At 53.9% G+C, this 22588-nt stretch carries 15 protein-coding genes, 14 tRNA genes and 2 rRNA genes; 27 read left to right on the forward strand and 4 right to left on the reverse strand.

Going from position 1 to position 22588, the window contains the following annotated elements; translation table 11 throughout:
* Positions 1–205: 205 nt before the first annotated feature.
* The 19 genes from K2F33_RS13235 (at position 206) to K2F33_RS13325 (ending at position 8889) form a co-directional block, all read left to right on the forward strand.
* Positions 206–3137 (forward strand): 23S ribosomal RNA (locus K2F33_RS13235).
* 151 nt (positions 3138–3288) lie between these two features.
* Positions 3289–3405 (forward strand): 5S ribosomal RNA (gene rrf / locus K2F33_RS13240).
* Between the two features lie 78 nt (positions 3406–3483).
* A tRNA-Asn gene (locus K2F33_RS13245) sits at positions 3484–3559 on the forward strand.
* Positions 3560–3619: 60 nt separating this feature from the next.
* Positions 3620–3691, forward strand: a tRNA-Glu gene (locus K2F33_RS13250).
* A 163-nt stretch (positions 3692–3854) separates the two neighbouring features.
* Positions 3855–3930 (forward strand) — tRNA-Val (locus K2F33_RS13255).
* Positions 3931–3996: 66 nt separating this feature from the next.
* Positions 3997–4070, forward strand: a tRNA-Met gene (locus tag K2F33_RS13260).
* Between the two features lie 33 nt (positions 4071–4103).
* Positions 4104–4180: transfer RNA gene (locus tag K2F33_RS13265), tRNA-Asp, on the forward strand.
* Positions 4181–4289: 109 nt separating this feature from the next.
* A tRNA-Thr gene (locus K2F33_RS13270) sits at positions 4290–4362 on the forward strand.
* An 8-nt stretch (positions 4363–4370) separates the two neighbouring features.
* Positions 4371–4446: transfer RNA gene (locus tag K2F33_RS13275), tRNA-His, on the forward strand.
* An 8-nt stretch (positions 4447–4454) separates the two neighbouring features.
* A tRNA-Gln gene (locus K2F33_RS13280) sits at positions 4455–4529 on the forward strand.
* Positions 4530–4533: 4 nt separating this feature from the next.
* Positions 4534–4609: transfer RNA gene (locus K2F33_RS13285), tRNA-Lys, on the forward strand.
* An 18-nt stretch (positions 4610–4627) separates the two neighbouring features.
* Positions 4628–4711 (forward strand) — tRNA-Leu (locus tag K2F33_RS13290).
* A gap of 11 nt (positions 4712–4722) precedes the next feature.
* Positions 4723–4797, forward strand: a tRNA-Gly gene (locus K2F33_RS13295).
* A gap of 3 nt (positions 4798–4800) precedes the next feature.
* A tRNA-Arg gene (locus K2F33_RS13300) sits at positions 4801–4877 on the forward strand.
* A 23-nt stretch (positions 4878–4900) separates the two neighbouring features.
* Positions 4901–4974 (forward strand) — tRNA-Pro (locus K2F33_RS13305).
* Between the two features lie 65 nt (positions 4975–5039).
* Positions 5040–5113, forward strand: a tRNA-Gly gene (locus K2F33_RS13310).
* 641 nt (positions 5114–5754) lie between these two features.
* Entirely contained in the window at positions 5755–6417 is a 663-nt protein-coding gene (locus K2F33_RS13315; RefSeq protein ID WP_089548613.1) for an S-layer homology domain-containing protein, read from the forward strand.
* Between the two features lie 384 nt (positions 6418–6801).
* Complete coding sequence (locus K2F33_RS13320) at positions 6802–7245, forward strand: MarR family winged helix-turn-helix transcriptional regulator (RefSeq protein ID WP_076177067.1); 444 nt, start codon at positions 6802–6804, stop codon at positions 7243–7245.
* Between the two features lie 15 nt (positions 7246–7260).
* Positions 7261–8889 carry an MDR family MFS transporter gene (locus K2F33_RS13325; protein WP_263881949.1) on the forward strand — a complete coding sequence of 543 codons (1629 nt, stop codon included), beginning with the start codon at positions 7261–7263 and terminating at the stop codon, positions 8887–8889.
* A 109-nt stretch (positions 8890–8998) separates the two neighbouring features.
* Here the strand turns inward: K2F33_RS13325 and K2F33_RS13330 are convergent, their stop codons facing one another.
* Both K2F33_RS13330 and K2F33_RS13335 read right to left on the reverse strand, forming a co-directional pair.
* Entirely contained in the window at positions 8999–10150 is a 1152-nt protein-coding gene (locus K2F33_RS13330; RefSeq protein ID WP_263881950.1) for a phosphodiester glycosidase family protein, read from the reverse strand.
* 229 nt (positions 10151–10379) lie between these two features.
* A complete protein-coding gene (locus K2F33_RS13335) occupies positions 10380–11156 on the reverse strand; it encodes an ABC transporter ATP-binding protein (protein WP_263881951.1) in 777 nt (258 codons plus the stop codon).
* Between the two features lie 345 nt (positions 11157–11501).
* Between K2F33_RS13335 and K2F33_RS13340 the strand changes: the two genes are divergently transcribed.
* Both K2F33_RS13340 and rnhA read left to right on the forward strand, forming a co-directional pair.
* Positions 11502–11966, forward strand: coding sequence for an acyl-CoA thioesterase (locus K2F33_RS13340; protein WP_263881952.1), 465 nt, complete (start codon positions 11502–11504; stop codon positions 11964–11966).
* A 71-nt stretch (positions 11967–12037) separates the two neighbouring features.
* On the forward strand, positions 12038–12706 hold the full coding sequence (rnhA, locus tag K2F33_RS13345) for a ribonuclease H (RefSeq protein ID WP_089548609.1): 669 nt from the start codon (positions 12038–12040) through the stop codon (positions 12704–12706).
* A gap of 289 nt (positions 12707–12995) precedes the next feature.
* Here the strand turns inward: rnhA and K2F33_RS13350 are convergent, their stop codons facing one another.
* Entirely contained in the window at positions 12996–14981 is a 1986-nt protein-coding gene (locus K2F33_RS13350) for an alpha-amylase family protein (RefSeq protein WP_263881953.1), read from the reverse strand.
* A gap of 221 nt (positions 14982–15202) precedes the next feature.
* Here K2F33_RS13350 and K2F33_RS13355 point away from each other — a divergent pair, with 221 nt between their 5' ends.
* The 5 genes from K2F33_RS13355 to K2F33_RS13375 all read left to right on the forward strand — a co-directional run bounded on the left by K2F33_RS13355 (position 15203) and on the right by K2F33_RS13375 (position 20209).
* Positions 15203–16072 (forward strand): helix-turn-helix domain-containing protein, encoded by an 870-nt coding sequence (locus K2F33_RS13355; RefSeq protein WP_263881954.1) that lies wholly within the window; start codon positions 15203–15205, stop codon positions 16070–16072.
* A 136-nt stretch (positions 16073–16208) separates the two neighbouring features.
* Positions 16209–16919 (forward strand): FAD-dependent thymidylate synthase, encoded by a 711-nt coding sequence (gene thyX, locus K2F33_RS13360; protein ID WP_076177058.1) that lies wholly within the window; start codon positions 16209–16211, stop codon positions 16917–16919.
* A gap of 103 nt (positions 16920–17022) precedes the next feature.
* Positions 17023–18003, forward strand: coding sequence for a Gfo/Idh/MocA family protein (locus K2F33_RS13365; protein WP_263881955.1), 981 nt, complete (start codon positions 17023–17025; stop codon positions 18001–18003).
* A gap of 212 nt (positions 18004–18215) precedes the next feature.
* Positions 18216–19229 carry a helix-turn-helix transcriptional regulator gene (locus tag K2F33_RS13370; RefSeq protein WP_263881956.1) on the forward strand — a complete coding sequence of 338 codons (1014 nt, stop codon included), beginning with the start codon at positions 18216–18218 and terminating at the stop codon, positions 19227–19229.
* A 185-nt stretch (positions 19230–19414) separates the two neighbouring features.
* Complete coding sequence (locus K2F33_RS13375) at positions 19415–20209, forward strand: SDR family NAD(P)-dependent oxidoreductase (protein ID WP_089548604.1); 795 nt, start codon at positions 19415–19417, stop codon at positions 20207–20209.
* Positions 20210–20323: 114 nt separating this feature from the next.
* Here K2F33_RS13375 and K2F33_RS13380 read toward each other — a convergent pair whose 3' ends face one another.
* The gene (locus tag K2F33_RS13380; protein ID WP_212985795.1) at positions 20324–20989 is read right to left on the reverse strand and encodes a nitroreductase family protein; all 666 of its coding nucleotides are present in this window, start codon (positions 20987–20989) and stop codon (positions 20324–20326) included.
* Between the two features lie 170 nt (positions 20990–21159).
* On the opposite strand from K2F33_RS13380, the gene K2F33_RS13385 reads away from it, so the two are divergent.
* Positions 21160–22509: an aminotransferase-like domain-containing protein gene (locus K2F33_RS13385; protein ID WP_089548602.1), complete on the forward strand. Its 1350-nt coding sequence runs from the start codon at positions 21160–21162 to the stop codon at positions 22507–22509.
* Positions 22510–22588 lie beyond the last annotated feature (79 nt).

Raw genomic sequence — 22588 nt, forward strand, 5'->3', positions numbered from 1 at the left:
AGTTTTGAGAGCTCAAACTCTCAATTTGATCCTTGAAAACTAGATAACGAAACGAATCTGCGTTTTAGAAATATCCTTTTAGCTGAACTTGTGTCAACAAGTTTAAGTTTTAAAAGTAGCAGACGAGTGTTTTGAACGATGAGAGCCTTTGGCTTTGCGCTTGCGCAAAACAAGAAAACGAATCGGGCAAAACAGGAGTCATTATGGTTAAGCTACTAAGAGCACACGGAGGATGCCTAGGCGCTAGGAGCCGATGAAGGACGTGGCGAACAACGATACTGCCTCGGGGAGCTGTAAGCAAGCTTTGATCCGGGGATGTCCGAATGGGGAAACCCGGCTGATGTAATAGTCAGTCACTTCTGTCTGAATACATAGGGCAGATTGAGGCATACCAGGGGAACTGAAACATCTAAGTACCCTGAGGAAGAGAAAACAAGAGTGATTCCGTCAGTAGCGGCGAGCGAACGCGGAACAGCCTAAACCGGTCAGCTTGCTGGCCGGGGTTGTGGGACGTCTCACATGGAGTTACAAAGGAATTGGTTAGGTGAAGAGGTCTGGAAAGGCCCGGCATAGAAGGTAAAAGCCCTGTAGCCGAAAGTCAGTTCCCTCCGAGACGGATCCCGAGTAGTGCGGGGCACGTGAAACCCCGTATGAATCTGGCAGGACCATCTGCTAAGGCTAAATACTCCCTAGCGACCGATAGTGAAACAGTACCGTGAGGGAAAGGTGAAAAGCACCCCGGAAGGGGAGTGAAATAGAACCTGAAACCGTGTGCTTACAAGAAGTCAGAGCCCTGTTTATGGGTGATGGCGTGCCTTTTGTAGAATGAACCGGCGAGTTACGTTCCCGTGCAAGGTTAAGGTGAGAAGCCGGAGCCGCAGCGAAAGCGAGTCTGAATAGGGCGACTATAGTACGTGGACGTAGACCCGAAACCGTGTGATCTACCCCTGTCCAGGGTGAAGGTGCGGTAACACGCACTGGAGGCCCGAACCCACGAATGTTGAAAAATTCGGGGATGAGGTGGGGGTAGCGGAGAAATTCCAATCGAACTCGGAGATAGCTGGTTCTCCCCGAAATAGCTTTAGGGCTAGCCTCGGTGAATAGAGTCGTGGAGGTAGAGCACTGATTGGGTGCGGGGCCCGCAAGGGTTACCAAGCTCAGTCAAACTCCGAATGCCATTGACTTGTAACCGGGAGTCAGACAGTGAGTGCTAAGATCCATTGTCAAAAGGGAAACAGCCCAGACCATCAGCTAAGGTCCCCAAGTGTGTGTTAAGTGGGAAAGGATGTGGAGTTGCACAGACAACCAGGATGTTGGCTTAGAAGCAGCCACCATTGAAAGAGTGCGTAATAGCTCACTGGTCGAGTGACTCTGCGCCGAAAATGTAACGGGGCTAAACACACCACCGAAGCTATGGCTTGATGCGTATGCATCAGGGGTAGGGGAGCGTTGTATACAGCGTTGAAGGTATACCGTAAGGAGTGCTGGAGCGTATACAAGTGAGAATGCCGGTATGAGTAACGAAAAGATCAGTGAGAATCTGATCCGCCGAAAGCCCAAGGTTTCCTGAGGAAGGCTCGTCCGCTCAGGGTAAGTCGGGACCTAAGGTGAGGCCGACAGGCGTAATCGAAGGACAACAGGTTGAAATTCCTGTACCACCGTAAACCGTTATGAGTGATGGGGTGACGCAGGAGGGTAGTGACGCGAGCTGATGGATGCTCGTCCAAGCAGTGAGGCTGGTGTGTAGGCAAATCCGCACACTATTAAGGCTGGGCTGTGATGGGGAGGGAAAATTATAGTACCGAAGGTCATGATCTCACACTGCCAAGAAAAGCCTCTAACCAGGTGAAGGTGCCCGTACCGCAAACCGACACAGGTAGGCGAGAAGAGAATTCTAAGGCGCGCGGAAGAACTCTCGTTAAGGAACTCGGCAAAATGACCCCGTAACTTCGGGAGAAGGGGTGCCCCGGTAGTGTGAATAGCACGAGGGGGCCGCAGTGAAAAGGCCCAAGCGACTGTTTAGCAAAAACACAGGTCTGTGCGAAGCCGCAAGGCGAAGTATACGGGCTGACGCCTGCCCGGTGCTGGAAGGTTAAGGGGAGCGGTTAGGGAGTAATCCCGAAGCTGTGAACCGAAGCCCCAGTAAACGGCGGCCGTAACTATAACGGTCCTAAGGTAGCGAAATTCCTTGTCAGGTAAATTCTGACCCGCACGAATGGCGTAACGACTTGGGCGCTGTCTCAACGAGAGATCCGGTGAAATTTTAATACCTGTGAAGATGCAGGTTACCCGCGACAAGACGGAAAGACCCCATGGAGCTTTACTGCAGCTTGATATTGGATTTGGGTACGATCTGTACAGGATAGGTGGGAGCCTTTGAAACCTGAGCGCCAGCTTGGGTGGAGGCGCCGTTGGGATACCACCCTGATCGTATCTAGGTTCTAACCTGGTACCGTAATCCGGTATGGGGACAGTGTCAGGTGGGCAGTTTGACTGGGGCGGTCGCCTCCTAAAGAGTAACGGAGGCGCCCCAAGGTTCCCTCAGAATGGTTGGAAATCATTCGAAGAGTGCAAAGGCAGAAGGGAGCTTGACTGCGAGACCTACAAGTCGAGCAGGGACGAAAGTCGGGCTTAGTGATCCGGTGGTACCGCATGGAAGGGCCATCGCTCAACGGATAAAAGCTACCCTGGGGATAACAGGCTTATCTCCCCCAAGAGTCCACATCGACGGGGAGGTTTGGCACCTCGATGTCGGCTCATCGCATCCTGGGGCTGAAGTAGGTCCCAAGGGTTGGGCTGTTCGCCCATTAAAGCGGTACGCGAGCTGGGTTCAGAACGTCGTGAGACAGTTCGGTCCCTATCTGTCGTGGGCGTAGGAAATTTGAGAGGAGCTGTCCTTAGTACGAGAGGACCGGGATGGACGTACCGCTGGTGCACCAGTTGTTCCGCCAGGAGCATGGCTGGGTAGCTACGTACGGACGGGATAAGCGCTGAAAGCATCTAAGCGTGAAGCCCCCCTCAAGATGAGATTTCCCAGTATGTAAGACCCCTTGTAGACGACGAGGTAGATAGGTTGGAGGTGGAAGTGCAGCAATGCATGGAGCTGACCAATACTAATCGGTCGAGGGCTTATCCAATAAAATAAATCGCAGATTCGTTTCGTATCTAGTTTTCAGGGAGTCAAAATTGCTGATTTCACTCCAAGTGGGTGAGAGAAGCGTGCATGACTTTCAGCATTTGGCGATGCTGAAACCTGAATTATGCATTTGGTGATTAACCAATGCTCCGTTTGGTGGCGATAGCGGAGGGGTTCCACGCGTACCCATCCCGAACACGACCGTTAAGCCCTCCAGCGCCGATGGTACTTGGACCGAAGGGTCCTGGGAGAGTAGGACGTTGCCAAGCGGAAAACCACTTTTGTGGTATTTTTTTTGGCCTTGATGGTCACCTACATATGACAAAACTGGTTGGTTGTAACAACGTTCCCTGATAGCTCAGTTGGTAGAGCACTCGACTGTTAATCGAGTTGTCACAGGTTCGAGTCCTGTTCGGGGAGCCACTTTTAAAAAACGTCTAAGGATGTTTTGTTGCAGAAAACAGAATTAGACTTTATATATATGGCCCGTTGGTCAAGGGGTTAAGACACCTCCCTTTCACGGAGGTAACATGGGTTCGAATCCCATACGGGTCACTTTCTTATTAACATCAGGGATGAGAATCCCAAAAAGGGTTCGTCGGAGCGTGACTTCGGTAGCATCTGCATCGCAGTCTCGAACGAAGTGAGAGTATCCCATACGGGTCACTTTCTTATTAACATCTGGGATGGGAATCCCCTATAAGTTTCAAAAGAATATGGAGGCTTAGCTCAGCTGGGAGAGCATCTGCCTTACAAGCAGAGGGTCGGGGGTTCGATCCCCTCAGCCTCCACCACTATACCTCAAAAAAGTTTATACCGATTACTTTTCGAGGGCCCAATATCAAATTACTTTTTAATGACGCGGGGTGGAGCAGTCCGGTAGCTCGTCGGGCTCATAACCCGAAGGTCGCAGGTTCAAATCCTGCCCCCGCAATTATCTCCTTAAGATGGAGATCCCAAAGGCCGTGGAACCGTGGTGTAGAGGCCTAACATGCCTGCCTGTCACGCAGGAGATCGCGGGTTCGAATCCCGTCGGTTCCGCCATTTTAAATTGCTTCAGGGATGAGAATCCGAAATATCGGGTCGGAATCCAAATGGTTATTTGCTTTCGCGATAGATGGTTATCGCTTTGAAATTATTCAAATATTTATGCGCCGGTGTAGCTCAATTGGTAGAGCAACTGACTTGTAATCAGTAGGTTGGGGGTTCAAGTCCTCTCGCCGGCATGTTTATGGCGGTCGTGGCGAAGGGGTTAACGCACCGGATTGTGGCTCCGGCATTCGTGGGTTCAAGTCCCATCGATCGCCCCATTAATTGTTGGGGATTAGCCAAGCGGTAAGGCAACGGACTTTGACTCCGTCATGCATAGGTTCGAATCCTATATCCCCAGCCAGTGAGAGCCATTAGCTCAGTTGGTAGAGCACCTGACTTTTAATCAGGGTGTCGAAGGTTCGAGTCCTTCATGGCTCACCAGTTTTATTTACAGGTTTTGCGCGTGTGGCGGAATTGGCAGACGCACTAGACTTAGGATCTAGCGTCTTTGACGTGGGGGTTCAAGTCCCTCCACGCGCACCACTTTGTTTGATGCGGACGTGGCTCAGCGGTAGAGCATCGCCTTGCCAAGGCGAGGGTCGCGGGTTCGATTCCCGTCGTCCGCTCCAAATGCGCCCTTAGCTCAGCTGGATAGAGCGTTTGACTACGAATCAAAAGGTCAGGAGTTCGAATCTCTTAGGGCGCGCCATTTAACTGTTTTACAATAGATATCGGGATGTAGCTCAGCTTGGTAGAGCACCTGGTTTGGGACCAGGGGGTCGCATGTTCGAATCGTGTCATCCCGATACGCATGCACGGCTTCCGTGTAAGTCTTGATCTTTCTGCGCTCAAGGCTTGCACGGAAGAATCTGCGGGTGTAGTTCAATGGTAGAACTTCAGCCTTCCAAGCTGATAGCGTGGGTTCGATTCCCATCACCCGCTCCATACATAAAACATAACGCCGAAAGGCGTTTTTTTTGTTGTGGAGCGGTTGTGTGGGAGAGAACCTACGCAGCGTGGGTACGACCGTCCGTGCAGCTTCAGTGAAGGAACCCGCTCAGGACGCGCGTCAACATCTACCTCTGCGGCGGGCCGAAGGTCCGCTTATTTAATCGAGATGTTGAGTATTCCCATCACCCGCTCCATACATAAAACATAACGCCGAAAGGCGTTTTTTTATATTGAGCGGTTGTGTGGGAGAGAACCTACGCAGCGTGGGTACGACCGTCCGTGCAGGCTTCGCTGAAGGAACCCGCCCAGGACGCGCGTCAACATCTATCTCTGCGGCGGGCCGAAGGTCCGCTTATTTAATCGAGATGTTGAGTATTCCCATCACCCGCTCCATACATAAAACATAACGCCAAAAGGCGTTTTTTTTATTTTGAGCGGTTGTGTGGGAGAGAACCCACGCAGAGTGGGTGCGACCGTCCGTGCAGCTTCAGTGAAGGAACCCGCTCAGGACGCGCGTCAACATCTACCTCTGCGGCGGGACTAATCCGAAGATTTTCCCATGGTGCAACCTTCCATATTTTCTTTGCGTCTGTAGGAAAGACAAGACCAAATTTTCCCGAAGAAGGTGTGGCTAGATGAAGAAGAAGCATGTTGTATCAGGAAGTGTTGCAGCCCTGGCGTTATCCCTGGCGATCGGCGGGTCCGTGTTCGCGGCAGGAGAGGGCTTTACGGATTTGGCGGGAGTCGCCGGTGCCGATAAAATCGCTGCGCTCCAGCAGCAGAAGCTGCTGAAGGGAGACAGTTATTCGGCCTTCCGGCCGCAGGCACAGCTGACAAACGCGGAAGGCGTTCAGCTGCTGGCAAACTTGCTGGCTGACGTGCCGGTCACGAAGGCAGCCGAGGGAAGCGAAACCGCAGCCCTGACAAACGTGAAGGCAGGCGCTTGGTTTGCTCCAGCTTTTCTTACGGTTACGAACCATGGCATCGCCCTTCCGGCTGATATTCAGCCAAGTGAAGGCATGACTCGTGAAGCTTTCACGCAATATTTGATCGAGACGGTGGAAAAGAAGGGCAACCTGCCGATGATCAATTTGGTACCTAAAGACATCGCGGATGACAGCAAAATGACGCCTGAGTATCAAGGGGCTATTCAGCGGGCGCTCGCCTGGGGGATTGCCGACCTGGACAGCAGCGGCAACTTCCGTCCCCAAGATCAAGTGACCCGGTCTGAAGCAGCGGTAATGGTGTACAACGCGCTTGAATTTTTGAAAACGCACAATTACCCTAAGCCGGAATAAAAGCGTCGAAAACGGTCACTGTTGTCAAACGGAAACGAGATCCGTCGATGAAGCACAGCCGAAAGGCACGACGAATATCGACAAAAAAGTCACCCTCGCAAAGGGTGGCTTTTTTTGTTGAGAAGACGCTTTTTAGAAAAATAGGAGGCGATCGAGAAAGGGGGAAACCTCTTTTTTCTGCTATAAAAAAAGGACAAGTCTCCCTAAAACCGCCTCTTGACTATCCGGCTGCGGAGGCGTAATATTACTTAAGTATTTAATGATTAAGTTACTAATTGATTAAAAATTTATCTATTAACAAATAATTAATTAGTGTCCTAATGCAACTGCGGCAATACGACGCGGATGGTCACAGATCCATACCACGCCAAGGAGGTCAACCGTTTGTCCAGAAATGAACAATTGTTTGAAGTGGCGGCGATGTTCCGGTCGCTGCTGAAAAGTATGTCCCATGAATGGAACAAAAACAGTGCCAAGCAGTATAATCTGACTTTTCCCCAGTTCCAGGTATTGTATGCATTGAAGCTCCGGGGCCCACAGAAGGTATCCGAACTGGCCGAATTGCTTGGCCTGACGTCTCCCGCCATAACGAGTTTGACGGATAAGCTCCTTGCTTCGGGTTATGTAAACCGGGAAAGGGCCGAGAACGACCGGAGGGTCGTGTATACCTCCATTACAGAGCAAGGGATGTCCACGATCGGGCAAATCGTTGAGGACCAGCAAGAAATCATTACGGTGTTCTTTGAAATGTTGTCCGAAGAGGATGTACAGCATTTGAGAAGGATCTTCTCATTAATGCTTTTGAATATAGATCATCATGAAGCATAGAGGTGAAAGAGGTACATGGAGCATTTAACGCTGAAGCGTAAAGTAACCATCATGATCGCGATTATGGCGGCGATGTTTTTTGCGGCCATTAACCAGACGATCACAAGCACGGCGATGCCGCGCATTATCGCGATCCTGGATGGTATGGATTACTATACATGGACGATTAATATTTATTTGTTAACTTCGACGATTGCGACGATTCTGGTCGGTAAATTGTCGGATATGTTTGGACGCAAGCCGTTTATCCTGATCGGCATCCTATTTTTCATGTTAGGCGCGTTCTTAACCGGTACTTCGGATAATGTGTACCAGTTCATCATTTATCGCGGGATTCAGGGGATTGGGGCCGGTATCATCCAATCGACGGCCTTTACGGCGGTAGGGGATTTGTTCCCTCCGCGCGAACGAGGCAAATGGATGGGCCTCATGACGGCGGTGTTCGGTTTCTCCAGTGTCCTTGGACCGACGCTTGGCGGTTATCTGGTGGATCATATCGACTGGCACTGGCTGTTCTGGATCTTCCTGCCGCTTGGCGTTGTCGCTTTTATTATGATTCTGACGCTGTTTCCAAAAGTGGACCGCAAGCACGGACAGAGCGTCGATTACGTAGGTTCTTTGTTCCTGACGACGACGATCGTTCCGCTGCTTCTTGCCTTTTCCTGGGCAGGTACCGAGTACGAGTGGGGCTCTTGGCAGATTCTTAGTCTCCTTGGAGCAACCGTTGTATCTGCACTTATTTTTATTTTTGTGGAAACCTTGGTGAAGGAACCGATTCTCCCGCTGCATTTGTTTAAAAACGGCGTGGTGACGGTCTCGAACCTGATCGGCTTTATTATGAACTTTGGCCTGATGGGAGCCATGATTTATATTTCCTTCTACGTGCAGGGCGTGCTGGCTATTTCTCCGACTTATGCGGGTTACGTCACGATTCCGATGTCGCTGTGTATGGTCATCACGAGTGCCATTACCGGTCAATTGATTGCCAAAATCGGGAAATACAAGCGCTTTGCCCTGATCGGGATGCCGGTTATGATTATTGGCATGGGCCTGATGATCTTTATGGATAACATCGCGATGACGATCGTCAGCACGATCATTTTCGGTATTGGCCTGGGCCTCGGGATGCCAGTCTTCTCGCTGGCAACGCAAAATGCGGTGTCGCATAAGGAGCTCGGTGTCGTTACCGCATCGACGCAGCTGTTTCGTAACCTTGGCGGTACGATCGGTATCGCTGTGATGGGTACGGTTATGTCGAACAGTTTGACGAAACATTTGAAAGAAGCGCTGCAGTCGCCGAGCGCGCCGGACTTCAGTTCCCTGGATCCGAAGACGGCACAAGGCCTGCTCGCCTTCGCCAATCCGCAGACACTCATGAACAAGCCACTGGTCGAAAAGACGGAAGCGAGCCTGCCGGAGCAAGCCAGGGCACTGTTCGTGCAAATGATCGACAGCATCCGGCACGCGCTGGGTGATACGCTGTCCACCGTATTCCTTACAGGTACGCTGGTGCTTGTCGTGGCTCTGGTGCTCGTGTTCTTCTTGAAAGAACTGCCGCTTCGTTCCACCAACCAGACACCGGAAGCGAACGCCTCGTCGGGGAATGCGAACGTGAAGCCGGGCAAGGCAGTAACGGCCGAATAATTCCGTTATTGACGGTATCATAGATCGATAACACTGATGAATATGAAAAGCCTGGGCGAAAGGAATTCGCTCCAGGCTTTTTTCGATAGGCGGGGCAGGGGGCCCCGTCTTATTGAAATTTCACGACAAGCGCATTGCTGATTTTCCGGCCGGGAGTGGTCAGGTACTTGCCGTTATAGTACAAACCGCTGGAAGCCCCGCCATCCAGGTTCATGGCCTGGTAGGCTCCGGCTTTCTTCATGATCTCCGCCAGCTGGGGAATGGTAGCTCCCCCGGTGGTCAGCAGGATCAACCGGTGATCCCGGGTCAGGCCGAGCGCGCTGCGGGCGCCTCCACCGGTAAGAATCTTTGGATCTTTAAAGCCTTCCTTCTTCACATTCAGCGAAACTTTGCCGTTCACCAGCAGCCGCGGCCCGGCCTGAAGTCCGCCTTCGATCCAACCCTGTTCAAAGGCTTGGCCAAAATCGGGACCCGCGATGATCCGCGTCAAGTGGTTGGTGTCATAAGCGAAGATCGAACGCTTGTCGCCGGGGCTTGGCATCTTGACGGTGCCATGGCTCACGATATAGCCGTATGGAGCCTTGTAGGCGCCGTTGGTATAAGCGTCAAAAAAGGTGCCGTTGACGGCTACCTTAGCGCCGCTGCGCTTGGCGATGCTGGAGAGGTCTTCGACCTTGCCGGGGGTATTCCCGGCGAGTACGACATCCAGCTGAATTTTCGGATGCAGCAGGTCGATCGTCACCGTCTGGGCGGAAAACGATCTGCCGCCGACCTTATACGTTTGGCGTGCGCTCACGATCGGATTTTTCAGGGCTTGTCCCACGTTTCGGGTAACGTAGGGGAGGTACTGCACCACTCCTTCCCTGGTCAGCTTGACGGCTGCATCGTCCTTCTGCCAGCTGGCTTCAACGCCGAGCTTGCTGACGATGAGCGACAGCGGTACATAAACCGAACCGCTCTCACGGAACGGGGCGGCGGCTAGAGCGAGGCTAGTTCCGTCGAAAGCGGCGGACTTCTGCGCGAAGTGAAGCGTCAGACGGTGGTTGCCCTGGAAAATGTCGAGCTGCTTGGCGGCGTCGTTCCACTGGGTGGTCACCCCTTCGAATTCGGTCAAGGAGCGGACCGGCAGGAAGGAATAGCCGGTTTTTGCATCGACGATCACGACGTTTTTGACGGCCGAAGCGGCGGAGGCAGGCGCGGATGGCGCAAGGCACACCCAGGTAAGGCACATGATGAGTACTGCGGTTAACCATTTTTTCATGCTGCAAAAATATCCCCTTTGTCTCGAAATATAAACCAATGTTCAGGAAATCATTTCCTTACTAGTATATCGGCTTACAGAGCGGGAACTTTGAGCCGGATGTCATAAGGTTTATTCGCTAAACTATGCTGGCCGAAGCCGGACAAGCTCTCGATGGTGCAAGCATAAAAAAGGAGGAACTTCGATCAACGAAGCCCTCCTTTTGCAATCCGCCCTGTAATCGCAGCTCCTATTCCGCTACGCGCACGTATACCCGGTCTCCGTGACGGTCAACCTCCACCGGGGATTCGAACAGGTCGCTGAGCGTGTCCGCGGTCAGCACGTCCTCGGTCCGCCCGCTGCAGACCGCCTCGCCGCGTCTCATCAGCAGCACGTGGCTAAACGCCGGCAAAATTTCCTCCGTGTGGTGCGTAACGTAAATGAGCGTCGGCGCGTCCGGCTGCAGAGTCAGCTCCCGGATGCTGTCCAGCAGCTTCTCTCGGGAAAACAGATCCAGCCCGTTGCACGGCTCGTCCAGAATCAGTATGCGTGGATCGGCCATCAGCGCGCGGGCAATGAGCAGCTTCTGCTTCTCGCCCTGTGAGCAGGTGCGGTATTCGCGGTCCCACAAATGGCCGCAGTTCATCGTTTCCATCAACTCGCGAGCACGGTCGTAGTCTTCTTCGCTCGTTTTGTCATACAGGCCCACCGTGGCGTGCTTACCGCTGACGACGATGTTCTGGGTGCGGTCCGATCCGTACAGACGCTCCTGAAAGGAGTTGCTGACCCAGCCGATCGATTTGCGCAGCTCGCGCAGGTCCACTTCCCCGAAGCGGTGCCCCAGCACGCTGACCGAGCCCTCGGACGGCCAAATATAACCGTTGACGATGTTCAGCAGCGTCGTTTTGCCCGAGCCGTTCAGGCCCAGCAGCGCCCAATTCTCTCCGGGCTTCACCTGCCAGCTTACATTTTTCATTAACGTATGCTGCCCGCTTCTCCACGTAATGTTCTCGATATCGATGATCATCAGGTTCCCTCTCTCTCTCTTGATCCGCAGTCGGATACATGCTGTTCTTCACATGTTAAAACAAATCCCGGTCCTGTCAATACCTGAGCCGAAGAAACGGCAGAGGATAACGTCCCTGGGATGCTCTGATCACTGGCCCCGTCTGGCGATTTCCTTAAATCATACGACGCGGGGAAAAGGGCTGTCGCCGCGATAATTGCTGAACGGGGGAAGCATTTTTTGCTATAATGGGCATCAGACAGCCGGAAATCGGGGCCTGATCCGGCCAAGTCGTCAAGCCGATGGGGATCTCACGTGCTTATACGGCAGGCAGGGGAACAGCGGGTCCACAAAGGAGACATTTTCATGAAAAGGGAAAGCTTTATTCAGCCGGATGCTGCAGGCTGGCTGCAAAAGTTTCATTTTTCAATCCCGATCAAGGTGCGCTACTGCGAGACGGATATGCTTGGACATGTGAATAACGTCAGCTATTTTATGTATTTTGAACAGGGCAGAATCGAATACTTCGAGCAGCTCGGGCTGTTTGCCGACTTGTTCGGCGAGGAGAAAGTGATGGTGGTTGCCGACCTTGAATGCCAATATCTCGCCCAGATGTACCGCAGCGATCCAGTGCAGCTCCATGTGCGGGTGGCGTCGATCGGACGCTCCTCCCTGGACATTGAGTATGCCGTCGTCGCTTCAGGAGCACTGAAGGCGGCCGGACGCGGCGCGGTCGTGCTGATCGAAACGAAGAGCGGGAAGAGCACTCCGCTGCCGGAGGAAATCAAGGAAGCCATCCGGGCGTTCGAAGGAGCGGGTCTGGCGCAATAGCCGTCTGCTTGGAAGAACGTCACTGTAGATGGGGAAAAAGATGCAGAAGCAGATAGGAGCAAATGCTAGTTATGGCAAAGCAAAAATTTTATGTCGTCTGGGAAGGGCATAAGCCGGGAATCTATACGTCTTGGCCCGAATGCCAGGCTCAGGTGAACGGGTATACGGACGCCAAATACAAGTCCTACGAATCGCGCGCGGAGGCGGAAGCGGCTTATGCGGGCGGATGGAAGAAAAACTGGGGCAAAGCCAAGGCGTCGGGCTCAGCCGGAGGTTATACGTCCAAAGCAGCCAAATCCGGCAAGCCGTCTGCGTCGGCATCCTCGATGGAAGAGATCGATTACGACAGCATCTCGGTGGATGTCGGTACACGCGGCAATCCCGGCCCGGTCGAGTACAAAGGCGTCGATACGCGGACCGGGGAAATTCTGTTCTATGTCGGACCGGTTGAAAATGGAACGAACAACCTGGGCGAATTTATCGCGATCGTCCATGCACTGGCGTATTTGAAGCAGAAGGGCAGCAAGAAGACCATTTACACCGACTCGAAGACGGCGCTGGCCTGGGTGCGCAACAAGAAACCGGCGACGACGCTGGCCCGTAACGAGAAAACGCGGAAGATTTGGGAGCTGACGGACCGCGCCGTGCAGTGGCTGCACGAGAACAAGTACGAGAACAAAATCGTGAAGTGGAAGACCGAGGAATGGGGCGAGATCAAGGCGGATTTCGGCCGGAAATAATACGGAAAAAGAGCCCGGAGCAGCTTGGAAGCGCTCCGGGCTCTTTGGTTTGCAGGAGAGTATGGGTTTAGGCGAAAGCATAAGCATGTATGTTCGCGACCGCTTGTATTTTTGCATAAGTATGTGTTTATGCGTATCTGTACGGTGCTCTATCGTCGGCATAGGGCTACGCGTAAGCCTGTATGTCCGAGTATGCGTGTGTGATTGCCAGTACGCTTGTGCTTGAGAGAAGCATGTGTTTATGAGATGGGGGCGTGTGTCTCGGGTAGAGACTGGCTGCCGCTGCTCGCTAGTTCCCTTCCGGCTGGCCGTAATCCAGAACGACCATTTGGTGGCACTGCCACTCCGGCAGCTCATACGTGACGAGGCCATTCTGCTGCCGGAAGTCGATAGGCGTCATCTGCGGCGCCAGGTATACGCCGGTGACCGGCTCGGAAATCCGCAGTTCCGCGGTTGTTCCACGGATCGGCAGCAGGTCCTCGATCACTTCAATGTTACGACCGCGCTTCACCGGCGAGGCGTACAGCGAATGATGGACATAACGCTTCTGGGCCGGCTGATGCTGAACCGTTGTTACGCCCTGCGCGGGAAGGTTCGTACGCAGCGTCTTCTCCGGCAGCAGACGGTTCAACGCGAACAGGACGGTTTCCTTTAAAACAAGGCTTCCCTTGGAAGCATAATCTTCGAACACGTTCCAGGCGATATAAATTCCGTTCGCATGCTCCACCATGCCCGGCCCGCCGTACTCTCCGCTGTTCGGTGTATGCTGATGGGAGCAGAACGTGAACGCGTCGCGGTTAAAATACGGATTTTCCCGTTTGCCAAGCTCGGTTCCGCCCTCGGCAAGCGTCACTTTCTGCCCCTCCGAATAGAAAATAAACGCCGATTCCTGCAGGCTCGCCAGCGGATGCTGCGGATGGTAGTAGTCCGGACGGAACGGATTGACGCCGGCATGGCGAACGCCCAAGTCGATGGCAAATCCGCTGCCGTCCGGCTTCAGGCCCGATTCGCCGGTAGCGAGGATGCGCCCGCCGCCGGCCAAAAAGCTGTCCAGCTTGGCCAGGATCGCATCGTTGACCCGGATCCGGTCGGGCAGGATCAGGACGGCATACGGGCTGAAGTCGGCTTCCAGGTCGACGACGTCGAACAGGATATGCCCTTCCAGCAGCATGCGCACCGCGCCGGCGTCCGGATCGCCGGTGAAGCTGTCGTGGCCGCCAGTCGCCTGATGGGTGCCGGCCGCTTCCACCGACAGCAGCGCTACGTCAGCGACGTTGACCGCGTCACGGCACCACGCTTCCTTGGCTTCGACTTCGGCATAGGCCGCGCCGATCAGCCGGTAGGTGGCTTCATCCATCGCGCCCAGCGGATGCAGCTGGTCCCCGATGGAGCAGGCGGCGCCGTTCGCCAGGCTGAGCGCGGCTTCATACCGCAGGGCGTTCGGGTGCTTATAGCCGCCGAACTCGCCCCAGGTGGTATGAAACTTGCCGGTCATGCCCAGGAACGGCATGCCCAGCGTCTGGGCGTAGCGGGCGGACAGCGGGAAGTGGTCGTAGCCCCAGCCCCCGGTCGGCAGCGACTCCAGCTCGAGATGCGAGTTCATGTGTGCAAGGTCGCGGCGTCCGCGGCGGATGTGGCCGCCGTTATGGAAAATCGGCAGCCCGGGTTTGTGCCGGTGCACCGTTTCTTTAACGCGGCTGGTGTAATTGGCGTAAGTTTGCTCCCAGAGCGGGCGCATGGCGCTTTTGTCCCGCGGGTCGATCCCCTGCTCCCGGGCCGCCGCTACGCAGGTGGCGCAGTAGCACTCCCGCACCCCGACGATGTCCAGAAAGATGCCGTCGGCATCATAACGCTGCGCGACCTCTTCAATCTGGGACAGCAGAATGTCCAGATAAGGCGTATTCAGGCAGAGCTGGTGGTATCCCGGCGTGAACAGGTCGCCTTCGCGGCTGAAGCGTTCACGGATCAGCCATTCGGGATGCCGCACGGCAAGCCTCTCGTCAAGGCCTGCGGACAGGTAGACAGGAGTTCGTACCCCGATTTCGTGTGCGGCTTCAATCATGGCACCGAGCAGGTCGAAGGACAGTCCCGGATGCGTGACGTTCGCCTCGGAGGGATGGTATGCCCATCCGTGATGGCATTTGGAAAACACGGTGATCGAATCCACATGGCCAAGCTTAAGCGCCTGCTGAAACTGTTCCTTGATGAAGCGGGTGCCGATGGGATGAATCGCTTCGGACGTATGAAAGTCGAGATGAACTTGGCGCATACGCATGGTAGATGTTCCTCCATTCAATAAGCAGAGATTTGAAAACGGCTATGCACATACCCCTAAGGTAAAGGAAAATGGATACCGCTTCCATGCGGAATAGCGACTTTGTTCTGTCCGATATCGACTTTTGAAAAATGACCGAAACAGCATATTATGCTAGGATGAATTTATTGATGAGAAAGATCTGCCACGATATCGACTTGTGCAGGAGGTAGAGGAAGCCCATGAAATGCCTCGAGCTGGCGATTCCGCCGCTGCCGTCGCTTCTGACCGTCGGGCGCGCCGTATGGGCGCCTGGAAGCCGGCATCAGACCCGCAGCTTTGACGCCTACGATCTGATTCTGGTCAAAAAGGGCGCCATGTATATGCGGGAAGACGATACCGAATATGTCATTCAGGACGGCCAGCTGCTGCTGCTCGAGCCGGGACGTACCCATTCGGGCACTCAGGCTTGCTCGGAGCCGACGGCGGTGTATTGGGTGCACTTCCGGCACCCGGAGCCCCTGCGCCGGATGGAGGCGGAGGAAATTCCCTGGTCGGCGGTGCTCCCTCAAGGGCAGGACAGCGACGAGCATCCGGCAGAGCAAACGATGTATCTGCCGAAATTCGGCGATGCTCCTTTTCACCTGCTCCAGCCTTTGCTGGACCGGATGGTGGAGCTGCATCGCGGTTTTGCCGTGGAGCAGTCCTTGAAGCTGCAGGTGTTGTTCTGCGACCTGCTGGATCTGCTGCAGGCGGATTTGGGGCGCAGGCCGGGCTCGCGATCGGCCGCTCTCGCCCGGGAGACGGTCAGCTATCTGCAGCGCAGCTGGAACGAGCCTTTTCGCTCGGAGGAGCTTGAGGAGGCGCTGCATTTTCAATTCGACCACATTACCCGCTGCCTGAAAAAGTACACGGGCATGACGCCCCTTCAGTATGTGCAGCATTTGCGGATCAGCCAGGCGATGGTTCTGCTGGAGCAGACTTCGCTGACGGTGCAGGAAGTGGCAGAGCAGGTCGGCATTCCGAGCGCGAGCTTTTTCGGGAGGCTGTTCCGGGACCGTACGGGGATTTCCCCGGGGCAGTACCGCCAGCGCCGGCAGAGCCATTTATAGAGACTGGCGGTGGACAGGATTGGAGCCGGGAAGGCTTTCTTTGAACGCATGGCGAAATAGAAAAGCGGACCTCTTTTCGAACACACAACATCGAAAGAGTGCCGCACTGCTGTAGAATGAACTTAAGGAGGACGGTATGTCGACCATCGAAGTGCTGGATCAGGGCTATGTGCGTTTAGTGAATCATATGGGATCGGACTTAACCGTCGTTAATGCGGCCCGTGTCTCTTATGCCAAGCAGTCGCTGGAGTTGAACGAACGGGACGTGCGGCTTATCAAGTTCCTTGCCCGCGAAGGGCATACGTCGCCTTTTCGCCATGCCATCGTTCAGTTTGAGGTCTATGCCCCATTAATGGTGGCAAGACAATGGTGGAAATACGTGGTCGGATCCGCCCATTATGAGGGGACCGGCGACAGCTTGGAGGCATGGAACGAATCAAGCCGGCGATACATAACAGAAGACCCTGCATTTTATATCCCAAAGGCAGGCGAGTGGAGGCTCCAACCGGAAAACTCCAAGCAGGGCAGCGGCGGAGAGGTGAATTGGGAGCTTGGCGTGAAGCATACCCAAGAGCTGATGGGTTATGTGGAGCTGGGCATTTCCAAGTACGAAGCCGCCCTGGCGGACGGCATTTGCGCGGAACAGGCCCGGTTGTTCCTTCCCGCTTACGGGATGTATGTACGCTGGTACTGGACGGCGTCGGTTCAATCCGTCGCGCACTTCCTGTCTCAACGGCTGGAGCATGATGCGCAAAAAGAAATCCAGGAGTACGCGAAAGCGGTGCTCGAGCTGATCAAACCGTTATTTCCCGTTTCACTGGGGGAGCTCCTTGGGAATGAGGAATAGCCAGTTCGATGCAAACGGAAAACTGGAAAGTCATGAAATGACCCATGACTAATAGTCTAAAATTCTAATATTTCGTAATCTAACTTTGAGGAGGAATAATCATATGCCGAAAACGATCCAATGGGGTATTTTGGGAACGGGCTGGATTGCGTCGCAGTTTACAAAAGATCTTGCTTTTGCGGAAAATGGGGTGGCAGCGGCCGTAGGCTCCAGAACGCTGGACAGTGCTTCGCGATTCGCTGCTGACTATGGAATCGGGAAAGCATACGGCAGCTACGAAGAGCTGGCAAACGATCCGGACATTGACGCGATCTATGTCGCGACGCCGCATCCTGCACATAAGGAAAACGTCCTGCTGTGTTTGAAGGCGGGCAAAGCGGTATTGTGCGAAAAGCCTTTTACGGTGAACGCGGGCGAGCTGGAAGAGGCCGTATCTTATGCCAAGGAGAACAAGGTTTTTCTGATGGAAGGAATGTGGACGAGATTTCTTCCGGTCATCCGCAAAGTGAGGGAATGGCTGGATGAAGGGCGGATTGGTGACGTTCAGCTCGTCAAAGCGGATTTTGGATTCCGTGCCGGCGTCAATCCGGAAGGCAGGCTGTTCAATCCGAGCCTTGGGGGCGGGGCGCTGCTGGATGCCGGGATTTACCCCGTGTCTTTTGCATCGATGATCTTTGGGGCTGAACCGGAGGAAGTGTCGAGTACCGCTCAGATCGGCAGTACCGGCGTGGACGAGCAGTTCTCTCTCCTGCTGTCCTATGGCCCAGGCAAAACCGCACAGCTGAACGGGGCCATACGCCTGAATATGGACAATGAAGCATGCATTTACGGCACGGAAGGGTATATTCGAATTCCTTCCTTTTTGAACGCGACCAGAGCTGCGTTATATGTCAACGGCAGTGAAGAGATTTTTGAAGATGACCGGACATCGCTCGGGTATGCGTTTGAAGCCGAGGAAGTGGCAAGATGTCTGGCGGAGGGGCGGACCGAAAGCTCGGTCATTCCGCTTGAAGAGTCGGTGGCGATTATGAAGCTGCTCGACCGCATCCGAGGTCAATGGGGACTCCGTTATCCGTTTGAGTAATGTTCCGATATTTAAATTTCAAGGAGGCCTGCTGCCATCCAGGAGCAGGTCTTTTGGTGTTTACGGAAAGCCTAGACTGGGGCTTGTCGAAGATCTGTCACTTTTTGCTGGTTTCAGAGCGATAAGGACAGGTACTATAATAGCTGTACATCCATGACGAAGGTCGCCTATCCGATTACAACGAATGCGACTGCTTAAAGGAGGCCGCAGCTATGAGTTCCTATATTTCTGAACGCATAAAAATTCCGCCGGGATTGTGGGCAGGATTCCGTCAACTCGGGATTGCCCCGCATGACGTTGTCCGCAGCGCAGGACTCCCGCTTACGATCATTGCAGAACCCGAGGTCACCTCGGCTCAATATTTCGCCATTTGGCAGGCTTATTCCGAGCTGGCCGGCGACGTCGCCCAAGGCATCATCCAGCTGGCGACCGTCTTTGAAACGGCGAAATACCCGCCGACCGTTTTGGCGACGTATCATGCCCGTGATTACCGTGACGCGCTGTACCGGATGGCCCGGTACAAGCAAATGTGTCCCCCCGAGAGCCTGCGCATCACCGAGGAGGGAGAGCACTGCACCATCGAGTTGGGCTGGCTGCATCCCGGGGAGTCCGGCCCGCCGGTGCTGGTTGGCATCACGCTGGCATGCCTCATGGAGCTTGGACGCCGGGGGACAGGGCAGCCTATGCAAGCACGGTCCGTTGAATTTATGCAGCCAATGGGTGATATCCAGACCCTTGAAAGTTATTTCGGCTGCCGGATCCAGGTAGGTGCGACACGCAACCGGCTGACGCTGCACCGGAGAGATCTGGATCGGCCTTTTCTATCGTACAACGAAGAGCTGCTGGACATTCTGACTCCCGCGCTGGACCGGTCCCTTGATGAGCAGCAGCGCAGCCGCTCGTTCCCCGAGACGGTCAAATGGATTCTGAAGCGCAGCCTCACGGCAGGGCGCCCCGACATCCAGGCTGTCGCCAGAGAGCTCGGGATGAGTGACCGTACCTTGCAGCGCCGGCTTACAGAGGAGAACACCAGCTTCAAACACCTGCTGACGCAAGCCAGACATGAGCAGGCGCGGGAATATTTGGCGGACCCTTCGCTTGATATTAAAGAGGTCGCTTTCCTGGTTGGATACGAAGACCAGAATTCGTTCTACCGGGCCTTCCGGCTTTGGGAAGGAAATACGCCTTCCCATTGGCGTGCTGAACATGTAAGTACGAACTCGTGAGCAGAAGACAGCGAGCAGAGCCCGATTTTCGATTCGATTTCCAAACCTCGGACTGCTTCGGCTTGTCGGGATATTCTGTTATTTTATTGGCGTGTATAGCAAGAACGTTGGCGCTGCACACTAGTTACTGAACCCTCCTGGTCAGGTAATATGATCTCTATCCGGAGTAAAAGGAGTTTTTTGTTATGGATATGGGATTACACAATAAGACAGCGTTAGTTACAGGATCTACGAAAGGGATCGGAAAGGCCATTGCCATCGAGCTGGCCAAAGAAGGCGTTCATGTACTCATTAACGGCCGAAACGATGCAGAGGTAGAACAAACGGTGAATGAAATCAAGGCGAACTTCCCGGCGACCTCTCCGCAGAAGGCGACGGCCGATCTTGTAGATAAAGGGCAAAGAGAAGCTTTATTTGAAAAATTCCCCCAGGTTGATATTTTGGTGAACAATATGGGGATCTATGAGATCATGCCATATGAGAACGTTGACGACGAAGTATGGGAAACCTACTTCCGCACGAATGTTCTTGCCGCCAATGGGCTGACCAAATTTTATCTGCCTACCATGCTGAAGCAGGATTATGGGCGGGTTCTCTTTATTGCAAGCGAGGAAGCGTTGATGCCTTCGGGACAAATGCCTCAGTATGCCGTAACCAAGTCGATGCTGTTATCTCTGTCGAAGAGCTTGTCCAAATTGACGAAGGGCACCGAGGTTACTGTGAATACGATCATGCCGGGACCGACCCTCTCTGAAAATGTGCAGCAAATCATTGAGGGGATGTACGCTGACGAAGATCTGACCTTCTCGGAAAAAGAGAAGAGGTTTATGGCGGCAGGCCTGCCCCAATCGGAAATTCAGCGGTTTATCCGGCCGTTTGAAATCGGCAGATTGGCTGCTTTTGTATGCAGCCCTTATGCATCTGCCTTCAAAGGCGCTCCGATCCGTATGGATGGGGGTATGGTGCCGACAATTTTTTAATCGATGTTGTTGTGAAAAAGAACCTTGGGCGGAATCCCAAGGTTCTTTTTGGTATTTCGCCGTAAAGAGCAACACCAATTCCAAATTGTGGTATGATGGGGCTGCCTTACAGTATCAGGCGTTGCCAGGATCAAATCCGTTCCAGACGATCGTTTGCTCCACCGGGAAACGCTTGGTCGGCCTGGCTGGCTTGACGGCTTTCCCTATCGCGACGAGCAGGACCGGAATATAACGCGGCGGAACGTGAAACGTTTTGACGAATGCGTCGGCGTCGAAGCCGACCATCGGGCCGGAGTCCAGACCCATCGCTTTGGCGGCGAGCATCAGCTGCATGGCTGCCAGTGAAGCGTTGCGAATCGCTTCGTCGCGCCGGTAGGGTGAGGAGGCGTCCACTGCATAGGCCTTATCGATTTGATCAAACAGGATTCGGGATGAAGCATAGCCAGCGTAAGCATCTTCAGGCCCGCCTTCCATAACAGGTCCATAGACCGCTGCGGCATTCCGGTTAGCCTCGAGGTCGCCGAGCACAGCGACGGTCACGGATGCATCGACGACCTGCCGTTGGCCGTTCGCAGCGTGAAGGAGCTTGTGTTTGGCATCCATGTTGGTAAAGGCGACGAACTTCCAATGCTGTAGATTCCAGGACGAAGGAGCGCTGCCCGCAAGCTCCAGCAGCTGCTTGATTTCTTGTTCACTGATCATGTGTGAGGGATCGAAATATCGCACGGAATGGCGCTCATGGATGACGGTAAGAAAATCGGATTGAACAGTTGATGACATGAACGGGTCAACTCCCTTAATCTGTAGTCAGGATCTTGTTCGCGAACTTGCATCCTTTATACCGCCATGTTATGGCAACGGGCGGTCTGGAACAACCGCATTTTCAGCAAAGTGTACCGTAACAGTTGCGCCGTCTTCTATACATAACGCTATTAGAGTGAGGAAACAAAATGAAAAAATATTTGGATATCCTTGCCGATATCGAACGTAAAATCAGCGAAGGGCAGTTCGAGTCGGGTCAAAAGCTACCTTCCGTCCGCAATGCGGCGAAGATGTATGGCTGCAGCGTCAGCACGGTTACACGGGCATACACGGAGCTGGAGAGCCGTCACATGATTTACTCCATCTCCCAAAGCGGCTACTACGTTGTGGAGAAACCCGGCAAAGGGCCCGACGCTGCGGAGAGCTGGCAGATCGATTTCGCCTCGGCATCGCCCGATCCGTCGCTGTTTCCGTATTTGGATTTTCGGCACGCCTTGAACCAGGCCTTGGACACGTACCAGAGCCATCTGTTCACCTGCGGCGAAGCCGAAGGACTGAAGAGGCTCCGTCATACGCTCGTTTCCCATTTTGCGGAAGACCAGGTGTTTGCCCAAAAGGAGAGGATCATCGTTTCGGCGGGTGCGAACCAAGCGCTCGAAATATTAGCAAAAATGCCGTTCCCGAATGGGAAGTCCATCATCTTGGTAGAACAGCCCAGTTACGACATCTTTTTACGGTATCTTGAGACGGAGGGCATCCCGGTATGCGGAATTTCCCGGACGACCGCGGGAATTGATTTGCAGCAATTGGAGGAGAAGTTCAAACACGGCGGGATCAAATTCTTCTACACCATGTCCAGGTATCACAGCCCGCTAGGGACTTCATTCAGCCGGGAAGAAAGAAAGGCGATTGCCCGGCTGGCCGGCAAATACGACGTTTATGTCGTGGAGGACGATTACATGGCCGATCTGGGAGAAGAGCCGGGAACAGATCCCATTTATGCCTACAGCGGCATGTCACACGTCATATATTTGAAAAGTTTCTCAAAAATAATATTCCCGGGGCTACGGCTCGGGGCTGCCGTGCTGCCGGAGAAGCTGATGAAGGCGTTCTGCGAATACAAAAGATATGCCGACACATCGCAGCTGTCCCAGGCAGCGCTTGAAGTCTACATCAAAAGCGGTATGTATGAGCGGCACAAGCGAAAGATACGCAGCCAATATGCTGACCGGATCCGCGAACTGAATAAGGCGGTTTTGCGGCATAACGGTTCAGGCCTGATCGATATCCCCCCTGTGTCCTCGGGATTGTATGTTCCGTTCAAGCTGCCGAAAAAGGCCAATCTGGAACGCCTCGTTGAGCGGCTTGCCGCAAAGAAGATTCTCGTTGTTTCGAGCAAGCGGTTCTATTTATCGGACTATAGGGAGCAGGAGAAGTTTTTAAGAATCAGCATTGCTAGGGCGCAGCCGGAACGGATTGAGGAGGGAGTCCGGGAGATCATCGGAGAAGTAAGCCGGGAGCTCAAATGCCTGGTATGACGTTAAGAAGGAGTGCATTAAGACGGCATACGGCATTAAAAAAGCAGCAGGGCCGCCCGCACGGGCATCTGCTGCTTGA

This window comes from Paenibacillus sp. PSB04, from assembly GCF_025809195.1.
GTDB lineage: Bacteria > Bacillota > Bacilli > Paenibacillales > Paenibacillaceae > Paenibacillus_AQ > Paenibacillus_AQ favisporus.

Excerpts from the sequence above, each read along its gene's own strand:
- rnhA (WP_089548609.1), top strand. The coding sequence starts at position 12,038 with ATGGCAAAGCAAAAATTTTATGTCGTCTGGGAAGGGCATAAGCCGGGA.
- K2F33_RS13385 (WP_089548602.1), top strand. The coding sequence starts at position 21,160 with ATGAAAAAATATTTGGATATCCTTGCCGATATCGAACGTAAAATCAGC.
- thyX (WP_076177058.1), top strand. The coding sequence starts at position 16,209 with ATGTCGACCATCGAAGTGCTGGATCAGGGCTATGTGCGTTTAGTGAAT.
- K2F33_RS13370 (WP_263881956.1), top strand. The coding sequence starts at position 18,216 with ATGAGTTCCTATATTTCTGAACGCATAAAAATTCCGCCGGGATTGTGG.
- K2F33_RS13315 (WP_089548613.1), top strand. The coding sequence starts at position 5,755 with ATGAAGAAGAAGCATGTTGTATCAGGAAGTGTTGCAGCCCTGGCGTTA.
- K2F33_RS13325 (WP_263881949.1), top strand. The coding sequence starts at position 7,261 with ATGGAGCATTTAACGCTGAAGCGTAAAGTAACCATCATGATCGCGATT.
- K2F33_RS13375 (WP_089548604.1), top strand. The coding sequence starts at position 19,415 with ATGGATATGGGATTACACAATAAGACAGCGTTAGTTACAGGATCTACG.
- K2F33_RS13365 (WP_263881955.1), top strand. The coding sequence starts at position 17,023 with ATGCCGAAAACGATCCAATGGGGTATTTTGGGAACGGGCTGGATTGCG.
- K2F33_RS13350 (WP_263881953.1), bottom strand. The coding sequence starts at position 14,981 with ATGCGTATGCGCCAAGTTCATCTCGACTTTCATACGTCCGAAGCGATT.
- K2F33_RS13380 (WP_212985795.1), bottom strand. The coding sequence starts at position 20,989 with ATGTCATCAACTGTTCAATCCGATTTTCTTACCGTCATCCATGAGCGC.
- K2F33_RS13340 (WP_263881952.1), top strand. The coding sequence starts at position 11,502 with ATGAAAAGGGAAAGCTTTATTCAGCCGGATGCTGCAGGCTGGCTGCAA.
- K2F33_RS13335 (WP_263881951.1), bottom strand. The coding sequence starts at position 11,156 with ATGATCATCGATATCGAGAACATTACGTGGAGAAGCGGGCAGCATACG.
- K2F33_RS13355 (WP_263881954.1), top strand. The coding sequence starts at position 15,203 with ATGAAATGCCTCGAGCTGGCGATTCCGCCGCTGCCGTCGCTTCTGACC.
- K2F33_RS13330 (WP_263881950.1), bottom strand. The coding sequence starts at position 10,150 with ATGAAAAAATGGTTAACCGCAGTACTCATCATGTGCCTTACCTGGGTG.